Source organism: Kribbella sp. NPDC104740, assembly GCF_055583505.1.
On record NZ_JBVJNV010000002.1, the window covers coordinates 680,579 to 693,445 of the forward strand.

Genomic DNA, 12,867 nt, shown 5'->3' on the forward strand with positions numbered 1-12,867 from the left:
ATCGGGCCGGTTGATCCTCGGATCGCCGGCCCGATCAGTCGTTCAGCGGTCGTGCCAGCGGAGGTCGCAGATCACCGGCCGGTGATCGGACGGGAAGACCCCGTCCACCGCCTCGTCCGGGATCGCCACCGCCTCGACCTCGACGACCTGATCCTCGTGCCCCGGCCGGAAGAAGACGTGGTCGATCCGCTGATCCACCAACTCCGGGCCCGCCTCGAGCGGCGCCTGGGGATGCGTGCTCGGCAACGTGATCGCGTCCCCGGCACCCCCACCCGCCGTCCACACGTCGGTGAGCAGGTCGCGCAGCGGCCGCAGTACGGCGCTCTCCGCCGCCGCGTTCAAATCACCGATCGCCAGCGACGGACACGGCCCGTCGGTCCGCGGATGCGTCGTCAGCTCCGCGAGCAAAGCAGCCTGCGCCTGCCGGTCATCGCTGTAGGTCACCGCATGCTCCAGACAAGCCACCTGCACCGGCAACACCCCCGCAGGATGCGCGATCTCCGCGCTGAGAATCACCGGATCCCACGCCCGATGCCTCGCCGGCATCACCACCGCGTCGTACCGCACGATCGGCCACCGGCTCAACAACCCGACCCCGAGCTCCCCCTCAGGCGCCACCGGGTACGACGGCCCAGCGAACCCCGCCTGAAACCCCAGCGCCTCCGCAAACTCATCAGCCTGCGACCGGCCGCCGGCAGCCCACACCTCCTGCAACCCGACCACATCCGGCGCGAACTTCTCGATCGTCGCCAGAATCCCCGCCTGCCGCTCCCGCCACTCCGGCCCGAACCGCCACCAGACGTTCCACGTCATCACCCGCACCCGGTGATCCATCACGCCTCCCAACAGTCCCTGTGCCCGGGCCCCAAACAGCCGGACCGCTGCCGGCGACTCCTCCGGAGAAGCCGCCCAAACGCCCCTGTCGAGCCCGAGCCCCGGGCTCGTGGTCGCGCTAGGTCTCCTCCGGGACGGCGCGTCACCCGAGCGTGCCGCGGTCGACGCCGAGCCCGGCCCCGCCCCCCGCCCAGACCGAGCCGTTCGCCGGCCCGGCGCCTGCGAGGCTTGCCCCGTTCCTCCCGCTCGTCTCCGGATGCCGCGCGGGTGTGTACGAGCCCGGCGCCTGCGAGGGCTTGCCCCGTTCCTCGTCTCCCGATGCCGCGCAGGTGCGTACCGCGGTGGATTCCGGGCACCGGAGCGGTCCACCGTCAGCGAGAGGACCCCGGATGTCTGTCACCGACCGCCTGAAGAACTGGTGGTACGCCCACCAGGTCCAGGAAGGCGACGCCCCCGCCGACAGCGCGGACCCGCAACGCCGAGACACCGGCGGCGACCCCGACCGGCAGTCCGGCGACGCCCACTCGACCACGGGAACCGGCGTCAACGAAACCTTCGTCGGCCGAGCCGCCGGCACCGACGAGGGCTACGCCGGCGAAACCGGCGCCGAGGCCCGCGCGGAGGCCGAGCGCGACAAGTAGTCCCCGAACCACCGGGCGAGGTGGATGTCGAGTTCCTGCTGATCGTCGCCGATCCAGGCGACGTACCCATCGGGCCGAATCAAGACGGCTGACCCGGCGGTCGCATCAGTGCATCGATCGACCCGGTCGGCCCATCCTTCGACGCTCAAGCTCTTCGTCCGATCCACCAGTAGCGCGCGCCCTTGGTGCATCAACCCGTACAAGTTGCCCTGAGCAACCTCCACATCAGGCATCCGCCGCCCCACCAGCTCGTCCCCCGCACCGAAGTCGTACCGGATGTCGAGCCCCGCGATCTTCTCGATCAGCCGGCGATTCACCTCCTCGATGTCCATCAGCTCCGCCAGCAACCGGCGTACCGCCTGAGCCCTCGGCTCGGTGGACAGCAACTCCATCTGAGCGCGCGTGTTGTCCAACACATCCGCCGCCACCGGACGGCGCTCACTCTCATACGTATCCAGCAAACCCTCCGGCGCCCACCCACGCACCTCGCCCGCCAACTTCCACGCCAAGTTGAAGGCATCCTGCACCCCGAGGTTCAACCCCTGCCCACCGATCGGCGGATGAATGTGCGCCGCATCCCCAGCCAGCAACACCCGCCCGATCCGATACCGCTCCGCCAGCAACGTCGCATCCCCGAACCGCGACAACCACCGCGGCGAATGCACCCCGAAATCCGTCCCAGCCACATCCCGCAACCGCCGCTTGAACTCATCAAGCGTAGGCACCCCAGCCCCAACCTCAGCCCCCGGCACCACCACCTGATAAACCCCACCACCAAAGGCCCGCAAACCAAACCTCTTGTCGGTCCTCCCGACCTCCCGCACCGCCGCGCTGATCTCCTCAGCCGGCGCCCCCACCTCCATCTCCCCCATCAACGTAGCCGCCCGCGCCGCCTCCCCCTCGAACGCAACCCCAAGCCGCTTCCGCACCACACTCCGAGCCCCGTCACACCCCACGAGATACCGAGCCCGCACGAGCTCACCACCCGCAAGCTCAACCGTCACCCCACCGTCGTCCTGCCCAAACCCAACAACCGCAACCCCCCGCCGTACGGTCGCCCCCACCTCAACCGCCCACTCCTCCAACAACCGCACCACCACCGGCTGCGGAATCCCCAGCAAATACCCGTACGCCGAATCAAGCACCGGCGCCGCCTTGTCAATCGCCGCAAAGAACCCACCCGCCGGCCGCTTCCGCCCCTGCTCCAGCAACCGCTCGAGCACTCCACGCATAGCCATCACCTCGAGACTGCGCACATGCAGCCCCACCACCCGCACGATCGACGCAGGCTCAACCTCCTTGTCCACCACCAGAACCCGCACACCATGCAGCCCAAGCTCAGCAGCCAACATCGCCCCGGTCGGTCCACACCCGACAACAACCACGTCAAAGTCCATAGACCCGGCAACGTACAAGCCACCACAACACCCGGTCCATCGCTTTCCCCGCGGTCCCAGCAACCCAGCGGCGCCCCACCCGCACCCGGCAGCTCGGTGCCCCTGCGCCCCACGGCCCAACGACCCAGGCAACCTTGCGCCTCAACAGCCCGGCGACCCCAGGCGCCCGGCGACGGCCCATCGGCCCCGGCGACGGCAGCCCGCGGTACGGCGATCAGCCACTCGGCGCCCCAGGCAGCCCAGGCGGCCTTACACCTCAGCAGCTCGGCGACCCCGACAGCTCGCAACCCGGCGACCCCGTGGCCCCGCAACTCAACGGCCCGGCGACCGAAGCGTCCGGCGGCGGCCCAACGCGCTAGGGGCGGCAACCCAACGACATGGCGACCAGCCACCCGACGCCTCAGGCAGCCCAGTCTGCTTCGGCGCTTGGCAGCTCGGTTGCCTGCGACCCATCGGCCCAACAGCCCGGTGCCCCAGGCGTCCGGCGCCCCAGGCAGCCTTGCGCCCGGTCGTGACCGCGCGGTGCGCGCGGCAGATGGCCGAGGGGGTTGCCGCCGCAGCCCGGCGACCCCCGGCAGGTCGGCGACCCTCGCGGCTCGGCGCCCCGGCCGCTCGGCGAACCGGCAGCCCTGCGCCCTAGCAGCGCAACGGCGCGGTGACCCAAGCGTCCGGCCCAACGGGCCCGGCGGCGGTAGCCCAACCGCACGGCGACCAGCTACCCGGCGCCCCAGCGGGCCGGCGCCTCTGCAGCCCGGTGGCCCTGCACCCAGCGGGCTCGACGGGCCGGGTGTCCGGCAACCCCGGCATCCGGCGGGCTCGGCCGCGGTAGCCCGGCGCCTCAGGCGTCCGGCGGCAGCCCAACGGACCCGGCGGGGCGGCAACCCGGCGGCAAGGGGATCAGCCACCCGGCGACCCAGGCAACCCAGCAGGTCCGTGGCTCGTGGGCCCTGCGACCCAGCGGCCCGGCGACCCCGACGTCCGGCAACGGCCCAACGGGCTCGGCGGCGCGGCCCGATATCCGGCGGGATCGGCCGCGGTAGTCCGGCGGCACGGCAACCGGCTACCCGGCGATCCAGACAGCCCAGCCGACCTTGGGCCTCCGCAGCCCGGCGCCCCAGCGGAGTCGGTAGCCCGGCAACTCGGTGGCTCTGCGACCCAGCGGCCCGGCGGGCCCGCCGTCCCGCGACGGCCCAGCGGGCTCGGCGGCGCAGCCCGGTGTCCGGCGGGCTCAGCTGCGGCAGCCAACGGCGCGGCAACCAGCCACCCGGCGCCCCCGGCAACCTTGCGCCTCGGCAGGTCGGCAGGTCGGCAGGTCGGCAGGTCGGCAGGTCGGCAGGTCGGCAGGTCGGCAGGTCGGCAGGTCGGCAGGTCGGCGGCAGGAGCATCGCACGGAGGTGGCACCTCGCGTGCATCCACCGGTTAGATGCAGGCTCCGGCGGACGGGCCGAACCTTCGGGCTGTTGGGGGCGTCCATCAGGGCGCGCCGTGCGGTCGCCGGCCTGCGGTCGCCGGCGCTGGTCGGCGAACTACGGAAGGACGAGCCCTTGCAGCAGCCCGACCACTACGACAGCTTCGCTGCCGACTACTCCGCCGAGAACGAGAAGAGCCTGGCCAACGCCTACTACGAGCGGCCCGCGGTGCTCTCGCTCGCCGGAGAGGTGAAGGGGCGCCGGATGCTCGACGCCGGGTGTGGGTCGGGGCCGTTGGCGGCGGAGTTGGTGGCGCGGGGTGCGGTGGTGAGTGCGTTCGACGGCAGCCCGGCGATGGTGGAACTGGCGCGGGAGCGTCTCGGCGCGGGCGCCGACGTACAAGTGGCCGATCTGACGCAGCGGCTGCCGTACGCCGACGGCGAGTTCGACGACGTGGTGGTGTCGCTGGTGCTGCACTACTTCCGCGACTGGACCGAGCCGCTCGCGGAGCTACGGCGGGTGCTGAGGAAGGGCGGGCGCCTGATCCTCTCGGTGAACCACCCGATCGTCTACCAGGCGTTCAACCCCGAGGCGGACTACTTCGCGCCGAAGGAGTTCACCGAGGACTACACCTTCAACGGCCGGCGCGCCGAGCTGACGTACTGGCACCGCCCGCTGCACGCGATGACCGACGCGTTCACCCAGGCCGGTTTCCGCCTGAGCGTGCTCAGCGAACCGCCGTACTCCCCCGACACCCCGCGCGACCTCCTGCCGCCGGGCCTGACGGACGAGAAGGCGTTCGTCTGCTTCCTGTTCTTCGTCCTGGAAGCCGAGTAGCGCGCCGGGGAGGCGGCGTACTCAGCTGCGGTCGACGTCGTAGTGCAGCCGCACGGTTCCTCCGCTGTCGTGCTGCACCGACGACAACCGCAGCCGGGTCGGCGCCTCCCCGAGCGCCAGCGGCACCCCGTCCATCACCGACGGCGTCCCCAGCCCACCGATCAACGCCGGCGCGATCGTCAGGTACAACTCGTCGATCAGGTCGGCCCGCAACAGCGCGCCGTTCAACCCACCGCCCGCAGTCGACAACACACACTCGACCCCCAGCTCCGCCCCCATCGCAGCGATCGCCTGCGCGAGATCAACCCGCTCCTCCCCCGCAACCAGGTAACAGACCCCTTCCTTCCGCAGGTACGCCAAGTACTCCGCCGGTGTCCCCCGCGACACCAGCACCAGCGCGTCCCACCCCTCGTGCTTCTCCGTCCACCGCACCCGCCCCCGCCCGTCCACCACGGTGAACCACATCCGCGACGGCAACTCCCGCTCCACCACCTCCCGCGGCAAGAAGTGCTCGTACAACACCCCCACCTCCCCGTCGTACGCCGGCAGCTCCTCCGGAGTCTCCCCCTCCGCCACGAGACTCCCACTCCCCTCGAGAATCGCGTCGCACCCGTACTTCTCCCGCACCACCTCCAGCACCTCCCCTCCCACCGAGTCCTCCACCTGCGCAGTCATCCCCGCCCAGATCCCCGTACTCGGCTCCCGCATCAACAACGCGTCCCGAACCAGCGCCACCTTCCCGTCGACACTCGCCCCCACCCCCACCACAACTCGTGGCCGCTCCACCATCAACCCACTCCTCCACTCGCCGGATCCCCACACCTACCAGCCACCACCGACAACGGTTGGGTGGAAGAGGAGAGGACCGGTGGAGCTGGTCAGCGGAAGTCTCGGGACTTCATCTTGGCGGCCAGTGGGAGTTGTTCGAGGTGGTTGGCGTTGAGGTTGACCACTTGGCCGGTGCGTTGGACTCGGCCTTGGACTATGACGGCGGCGGCGGTGCGGGCGACGGTGGCGTTGGCGTTCCAGACCTGGACGGAGATGACGATGTTGGACATGCCGGTTTCGTCCTCGAGGTTCATGAAGGTGACGCCGGAGGCGGTGGCGGGGCGTTGGCGGTGGGTGATGACGCCGGCGACGCGGACCTGGGAGCCGTCGGTGGCCTGGCGGAGCTCGGCGGCGGACAGGATGCCGGCGGCGCGAAGGTCGTCGCGGGCGCGCTGGACGGGGTGGCCGGTGGGGGTGATGCTCGTCGACCACAGGTCGGCCATGTCGGTCTCGACCTCGGACATGCCGGGGAGCATCGGTGGGGGGCCGGACAGGGTCACGCCGGGGAGGCGGTCGGCGCGTTCCTCGGCGGCGGCGCCGGCTTGCCAGATCGCCTGGCGGCGATCGAGGCCGAAGCAGTCGAAGGTGCCGGCTGTTGCCAGCGCGTCGACCTGTTTGGCCGTGATCCCGGTACGCCGGACCAGGTCGGCCATCGACACGAACGGCCCGCCCGACTCCCGCTCGGCGACGATCCGCTCGGCGTCCGTCGCACCGACGTGCCGCACCTCCGCCAGCCCGAGCCGTACGGCGTACGCACCGTCGCGCCGGTGCGTGGTCGTGTCGGCCGAGGCGTGCGGGTCGAACGGTCCGACCACCGGCTGCGGGTCGACCAGGCAGGCGGGGTCTCCGGTCGGCCCGGTGATCTCCTGCCCGTCGACCAGCCACTCCAGCCCGGCGTCGACCCCGGACCGGTGCAGGTCCGGCCGGCGCACCTCGACCCCGTGCCGACGCGCGTCGGCGACCAGTGACTGCGGCGAGTAGAACCCCATCGGCTGCGCGCGCAGCAGCGCGGCCAGGAACGCCGCCGGGTAGTGCAGCCGGAACCAGGTCGAGGTGTAGACGAGCAGCCCGAAGCTGATCGAGTGCGACTCGGCGAACCCGAAGTTCGCGAACGCCTCGATCTTGTCGTAGATCTCGTCGGCCAGGTCGCCGGTGATCCCGTTCGACGCCATTCCGTCGTACAGCTTCGACTTCAGCGAGCTGATCTTCTCGATACCGCGTTTGGAACCCATTGCCCTCCGCAACAGGTCGGCCTCGTCGCCGTCGATCTCGCCGACCGCCATCGCCATCTGCATCAGCTGCTCCTGGAACAGCGGCACCCCGAGCGTGCGTTCCAGCACCGGCCGCAGCTTGGGGTGCAGGTAGCTGATCTCCTCCTCGCCGGTCCGGCGCCGGATGTACGGGTGCACCGCGCCGCCCTGGATCGGGCCGGGCCGGATCAGCGCGATCTCGCAGACCAGGTCGTAGAACCGACGCGGCAACAGCCTCGGCAGCGTCGCCATCTGCGCCCGCGACTCGACCTGGAACACCCCGACCGAGTCCGCCCGGCAGAGCTGGTCGTAGACGCCGGCCTCCTCCTTCGGGATCGTGTGCAGCGACCAGTCCTCGCCGGTGTGCTCGCGAACGAGATCCATGCAGTACTGCAACGCAGCCAGCATCCCCAGCCCGAGCAGGTCGAACTTCACCAGCCCCATCCAGGCGCAGTCGTCCTTGTCCCACTGCAGGACCGTCCGGTTCTCCTTGCGGGCGTGCTCGATCGGCACCACCTGGCCGACCGGCTGCTCGGTCAGGACCATGCCACCGGAGTGGATCCCCAGGTGCCGTGGGAACTTCAGCAGCTCCGAGGCCAGCGTCACCACCCGCTCCGGGATCTCGCCCTGCTCGATCTCCGACGACCAGCCGTCGACCTGCTTGGACCACGCGTCCTGCTGGCCGACCGAGTACCCGAAGGCCTTCGCGGCGTCGCGGACCGCGGACTTCGGCCGGTACGAGATCACGTTCGCCACCTGGGCCGCGTTCTCCCGGCCGTACTTGCGGTAGACGTGCTGGATCACCTCCTCGCGCCGGTCGGAGTCGAAGTCGACGTCGATGTCCGGCTCCTCCTCGCGGGTCGAGGCCAGGAACCGCTCGAACGGCAGGTTGTAGAGGATGCTGTCGACCGCGGTGATGCCGAGCGCGTAGCAGACCGCGGAGTTCGCCGCCGATCCCCTGCCCTGGTAGAGGATCCCCTTCGACTGCGCGAACCGGCAGATGTCGTAGACGATCAGGAAGTACCCCGGGAAGCCGAGTGTCCCGATCACGCCGAGCTCGCGCTCGATCCGCTCGTAGGCGTCCGGCCGCTGGGCGCGCGGCCCGTACCGGACCGCGGCGCCCTTCAGCGTCAGGTGCTTCAGCCAGCTCATCGGCGTGTGCCCCTCGGGGACGTCGCGCAGCGGCAGCTTCGGCTTCGCCCGCCGCAGGTCGAACCCGAGCTGCCCGGCCAGCTGCACCGACCGCTCCACCGCGCCGGGGAAGCGGTGGAACATCCGCTGCATCTCCTCCCCCGACCGGAGAAACGCCGTACCCGCTGGTGGGAGCCAGCCGTCCATCGCGTCCAGATCCCGCCGGGCCCGTACGGCGGCCAGCGCCGAGGCGAGCCGGTGGTCCCGGGGCTGCGCGTAGTGCACGTTGTTCGTCGCGACCACCGGCAGCCCGCGCGCGGCCGCCAGGTCGGCGAGGATCCGGTTGCGCAGGGAATCGGTCGGCAGCTGATGATCGGTCAGCTCCACCACCACCCGGTCGGCACCGAACAGCGCGACCAGCCTCTCGAGCTCGCGGTCGGCCGCCTCCGGCCCGTACGCCGCTCCGCCGCGCTCGAGCGCCTGCCGCACCAGCCCCTTGCGGCAGCCCGTCAGCACCACCCAGCTCCCGGCCGCCTGCGCCGCCAGATCCTCCAGCGCGTAGACCGGGCGGCCCTTCTCGCCACCCGCGAGCTGTCCACGGGTGATTGCCCCCGACAACCGGTGGTACCCGTTGGTCCCCTCCGCAAGGACCAGCAGGTGCGACCCCTCGGGATCGGCGGCCCCGTTCTGCGGGCCGGTCAGGTCGAGCGACAACTCCGCCCCGAACACCGTCGGCACGCCGTACGCCGAGGCGGCCTCCGCGAACCGGGCCGCGCCGTAGAACCCGTCGTGATCGGTCAGCGCCAACCCGTGCAGCCCGAGCGCGGCGGCTGCCTCCACCAGCGTTTCCGCCTGCGAAGCGCCGTCCAGGAAGGAGAACGTCGAGTGCGCGTGCAGCTCGGCGTACGGAACCGCCTCCGCGCGCAGCCGGGCCGCCCGCTGCTCGGCGGGCTCGCCGTCCTCGGCCGGGATGTACGGACCGCGGTGCTGCGACCACGCAGGGCTGTCGCCGCCGTCTCCCGCCGCGGGCCGGCCGCCGTCGCTGCCCGGGCGCGACCGGTTCGACAGCCGGCGCTCCAGCTCCGACCACTTCACCGGCGGGTTGTTGTAGCCCATCGTGTCCTCCTTCTCGACACCACCAAGAGTAGAACACGTGTTCGAAGATGGGTTACGGTTGTGCACATGCTTGGACGGTTCACGGTGCGACCGTCGAACGACGGGGACGGCACCTACGGAGTATGGGACGGCGCGGTCAACGGCTGGCGCGCGAGCGGCCTGGCCAGCGACCTGGAAGCAGAGAGGATGAAGGCGGATCTGGACCTGCAGTTCAACGCGCACGGCCCGCGACCGGCCACGGAGGTCCGCGTGGTGAACCCCGCGACCCCCGTCCAGTACGCCGCCGACTGGCGCCCCGGCGAGCTCGATGCCTGGGTCCTGGACGCCGGCGAGTGGCTCGGCCGGGTCCGGGCCCCCGACGGCCACATCACCTGGATCCCCGGCACCGCGCTGCGAAAACTCGAGCCCTAACGGGCGACGTTGAACCACGCTCGCAGACCTGCGACGCGACGGAGGACGAGCTGGTCGAGCAGCAGGACGGCGGCCAGCGTGATGCCGAAGAGTGGGAGGAACAAGGCGAGAGCGACGACGAGCACGGCCAGCGCCGGTGTCGCGCGCAGCGGGAGACGGCCCCGCGGCGCGCCGAGCGCCTTCGTCTTCGGACGGCGGCGCCACCACATCAGCGGGCCGGTGACGCACATGAACAGGACACCGAGGCAGAACGTCGCGGTCAGCCACAGGTTCAGCGTGCCCAGCCGGCGGCCTTCGTGCAGCGCGATGCCCTGCGAGACGACCTTCGCCAGCGCCGGGTAGTCGGCGTACCCGTACGTCGACACCACGCGGCCGCCGTACTGGTCGACGTGCAGCGTGCGCTCCTGGCCCGGGTCGTTGAAGGCGTAGCCGATCGCGGAGTACACGCCCTCGCTGTCACCGGGCAGCGCGATCGTCATCGGGCGCTGCAGTCCGTTGCGGCGGCCGACCTCGATCGCGGTGTCGACGGTCGCGACCGACCGGCGCGCCTCGGACGGGTCCGAGCGCGGCACCTCGGTCTTGCCGAGCCCCCACGGGACGGTGTGGCTGTGCGGCAGCGACTCGTCGAGCGTCGACGTCGGCTTCGACAGCGCGCCCGGATCGGCACCCCAGAACGACGTCCCGTGACTGGTCGCGAACTCCTGCGTCTTCGCACCCCACACCCCGGTCCACGGCAGCCCGGACACGATCAGGAACAGCAGCCCGACGCCGAGGATCGCGCCGGTCCGCCCGTGCCGCGACCGCAGTACGGCGCCTGCCGCACCGGCCGCGCGTCGCCGCGCCCTCGCGATCCGCCCGCGGAAGAACAGGTAGTAGCCGGTCAGCGCCATCACGATCGCCCAGCAGGCGCCGATCTCGATCACGTAGTCGCCCCAGCGGCCGGCCATCAGCTCGCCGTGCAACAGGATCGCGCCGCCGGACAGCGTGGTGTCGGGGTTCAGCGCGCCGAGCACCTTGCCTTCGTACGGGTCGACGAACACGTCCCGCGGCCCGGCCGCGGTGTCGACCGAGAAGACCGTCGAGCGGTCCGGGGCCGACGGCTCGGTCATCGAGACGACAGTGCTGCCGGGGTAGGCGAGCCGGACCTCGTCGAGCTGCGACGAGTACGGCTGCGCGACGATGCCCGCGGGCTGGTCGACCTTCATCAGGTCCGAGTGCAGCGCGGGTTCGAGCTGGAAGCGGAACAGGTAGATCAGGCCGGTCGTCGCGAGGATCAGCAGCACCGGGATGACCAGGAAGCTCGCGTAGAAGTGCCAGCGCCAGAACGCGCGGAACAGGCCCGCGCCCCGGGTGCGCTGCGCGGTCTCCGCCGGCTCGGCCCGCGGCGCGACTGCCGTCGTACCGTCAGGGCCCTGTACTGCGCTCACGTTCCACTCCTTCTGCACACGGTCGGAACAGGAGTCGGATCGGGTCGCCGATCAGTTCCCGCCGGTTTCTGTGCTGTGGGCCACAGCGATCCGGAGGTTCCGGTACGACGGGCTCTGGGCCGGTGACGGGGCGGATGCGACCATGGAGCCGCCATGCAGCGACGCTGGGAGTTCCGAGCCGCCCGGGCCGTGATGTTCGCGGCCGTCTGTGTGCTGCTCGCGGCGCTCGGGCACGTGGTGATGTCCGGGGCCGGGATCCCCTGGTGGGCGCTCGTGCCGGGGACGGCGTCGATCGCGACGGCGGCGTGGATCGTCGCGGATCGCGAGCGGAGCGTCGGGTTCGTGGTCGTGGGCACGGTGGTCGCGCAGGCTGAGCTGCACACGGTGTTCACGCTGGCGCAGACGATGGTTGCTCCGAGCCACACGGCGATGCACCACGGGCACACCATGCACGGTGGGTCAGCGGGAACGGTCGGCACCCACGAGATGCCGGGAATGCTTGGCGGCCATGGGTCCGCCGGGATGCTCGCGGCCCACCTTCTCGCCGCGCTCTTGTGCGGCCTCTGGCTCGCCTACGGCGAGCGTGCCGTTTTCGCGGTACTGCGTGCGGTCGCCGACCGGCTCGTCGTGCGATTCCCCGCGCCTGCACCAGTTGTCGTCAACGGACCGCGGCCGAAGCCCACCTCTTTCCAGCTCCCACCCCGGCAGCTGCTGCTCGTGCACGCGATCGTCTCCCGAGGACCACCGCGCGGAACCGCTGTCGCCTGACAGCACGCACCACCCGGGCCTGACCGCCCGGGTCCGAGCTGTGCCATCCGGCCGGCTCGCTTCCGCGCGCCCGGCGTACGCCAGGCCGGGCTTGGACTTCGAAGGACACCATGACGTCCGCCCTGTTCGAACCACCCGACGACCACTGCACCCATCTCGCCGTCGCCGCGCGCGACGGCGATCGCTACGCCCTCGACGACTTCGTTCGGGCCCTGCAACGCGACGTACGCCGGTACGTCGCACATCTGTCCGCCGACCCGGCCGCGGCCGAGGACCTCGCGCAGGAGACGTTCCTGCGCGCGCTGACCAGCCTGCACCGCTTCGAAGGAAGGTCGTCGGCGCGCACCTGGCTGCTGTCGATCGCCCGGCGTACGGTCGTCGACGAGCTGCGCCGCCGGGCCTCCCGGCCGCGACTCGCCGACCGCGACTGGCTGCTCGCCGCGGAGCAGTCGCAGCCGCGCGACCTGCCGGGCTTCGACGACGGGATCGCGCTGGCTGAGCTGCTCGACCAGATCCCGACGGACCGCCGCGAGGTGTTCGTGCTCACGCAGCTCGCGGGGGTTCCGTACGCCGAGGTCGCCGCGCATCTGGGCTGCCCCGTCGGCACGGTCCGCTCGCGCGTGGCGCGAGCGCGGACGACGCTCGCGGACCTGCTGGTCGCGTAGGCCCGCGGCAGCCGTCGACGCACGGCGTGCTCCGGCGGTGAGGAGGGGGGGGGGGGGGGGGGGGGGGGGGGGGGCGGGGGGGTGGGGGGGGGGGGGGGGGGAAAGAGGAGACAAAAAGAAGAAGGCGGCAGGGTTTACGTACCACGGAAAAAC

At 71.4% G+C, this 12,867-nt stretch carries 10 protein-coding genes; 5 read left to right on the top strand and 5 right to left on the bottom strand.

The window, feature by feature from the left end:
* Window positions 1–42 precede the first annotated feature (42 nt).
* Window positions 43–834, bottom strand: coding sequence for an endonuclease/exonuclease/phosphatase family protein (locus ACZ6Z4_RS12735; protein WP_465562128.1), 792 nt, complete (start codon window positions 832–834; stop codon window positions 43–45).
* Window positions 835–1,223: 389 nt separating this feature from the next.
* Between ACZ6Z4_RS12735 and ACZ6Z4_RS12740 the strand changes: the two genes are divergently transcribed.
* Complete coding sequence (locus ACZ6Z4_RS12740; protein WP_465562132.1) at window positions 1,224–1,475, top strand: hypothetical protein; 252 nt, start codon at window positions 1,224–1,226, stop codon at window positions 1,473–1,475.
* Here ACZ6Z4_RS12740 and ACZ6Z4_RS12745 read toward each other — a convergent pair.
* Complete coding sequence (locus ACZ6Z4_RS12745; protein ID WP_465562134.1) at window positions 1,421–2,872, bottom strand: FAD-dependent monooxygenase; 1,452 nt, start codon at window positions 2,870–2,872, stop codon at window positions 1,421–1,423. The two genes, ACZ6Z4_RS12740 and ACZ6Z4_RS12745, sit on opposite strands and share 55 nt — an antisense overlap.
* Before the next feature lie 1,460 nt (window positions 2,873–4,332).
* On the opposite strand from ACZ6Z4_RS12745, the gene ACZ6Z4_RS12750 reads away from it, so the two are divergent.
* A complete protein-coding gene (locus ACZ6Z4_RS12750) occupies window positions 4,333–5,118 on the top strand; it encodes a class I SAM-dependent methyltransferase (protein WP_465562136.1) in 786 nt (261 codons plus the stop codon).
* A 21-nt stretch (window positions 5,119–5,139) separates the two neighbouring features.
* Here ACZ6Z4_RS12750 and ACZ6Z4_RS12755 read toward each other — a convergent pair whose 3' ends face one another.
* Window positions 5,140–5,907, bottom strand: a complete 768-nt coding sequence (locus tag ACZ6Z4_RS12755; protein WP_465562138.1) for a RibD family protein — start codon at window positions 5,905–5,907, stop codon at window positions 5,140–5,142.
* A gap of 89 nt (window positions 5,908–5,996) precedes the next feature.
* Window positions 5,997–9,443: an error-prone DNA polymerase gene (locus ACZ6Z4_RS12760; RefSeq protein WP_465562141.1), complete on the bottom strand. Its 3,447-nt coding sequence runs from the start codon at window positions 9,441–9,443 to the stop codon at window positions 5,997–5,999.
* A 66-nt stretch (window positions 9,444–9,509) separates the two neighbouring features.
* Here ACZ6Z4_RS12760 and ACZ6Z4_RS12765 point away from each other — a divergent pair, with 66 nt between their 5' ends.
* A complete protein-coding gene (locus ACZ6Z4_RS12765; RefSeq protein ID WP_363673500.1) occupies window positions 9,510–9,854 on the top strand; it encodes a hypothetical protein in 345 nt (114 codons plus the stop codon).
* Here the strand turns inward: ACZ6Z4_RS12765 and ACZ6Z4_RS12770 are convergent.
* Window positions 9,851–11,281 carry a PepSY-associated TM helix domain-containing protein gene (locus tag ACZ6Z4_RS12770; RefSeq protein WP_465562143.1) on the bottom strand — a complete coding sequence of 477 codons (1,431 nt, stop codon included), beginning with the start codon at window positions 11,279–11,281 and terminating at the stop codon, window positions 9,851–9,853. The two genes, ACZ6Z4_RS12765 and ACZ6Z4_RS12770, sit on opposite strands and share 4 nt — an antisense overlap.
* 153 nt (window positions 11,282–11,434) lie before the next feature.
* Here ACZ6Z4_RS12770 and ACZ6Z4_RS12775 point away from each other — a divergent pair, with 153 nt between their 5' ends.
* The gene (locus ACZ6Z4_RS12775) at window positions 11,435–12,049 is read left to right on the top strand and encodes a hypothetical protein (protein WP_465562146.1); all 615 of its coding nucleotides are present in this window, start codon (window positions 11,435–11,437) and stop codon (window positions 12,047–12,049) included.
* Between the two features lie 110 nt (window positions 12,050–12,159).
* Window positions 12,160–12,714: a sigma-70 family RNA polymerase sigma factor gene (locus tag ACZ6Z4_RS12780; RefSeq protein ID WP_465562148.1), complete on the top strand. Its 555-nt coding sequence runs from the start codon at window positions 12,160–12,162 to the stop codon at window positions 12,712–12,714.
* The last annotated feature ends 153 nt before the right edge of the window (window positions 12,715–12,867 follow it).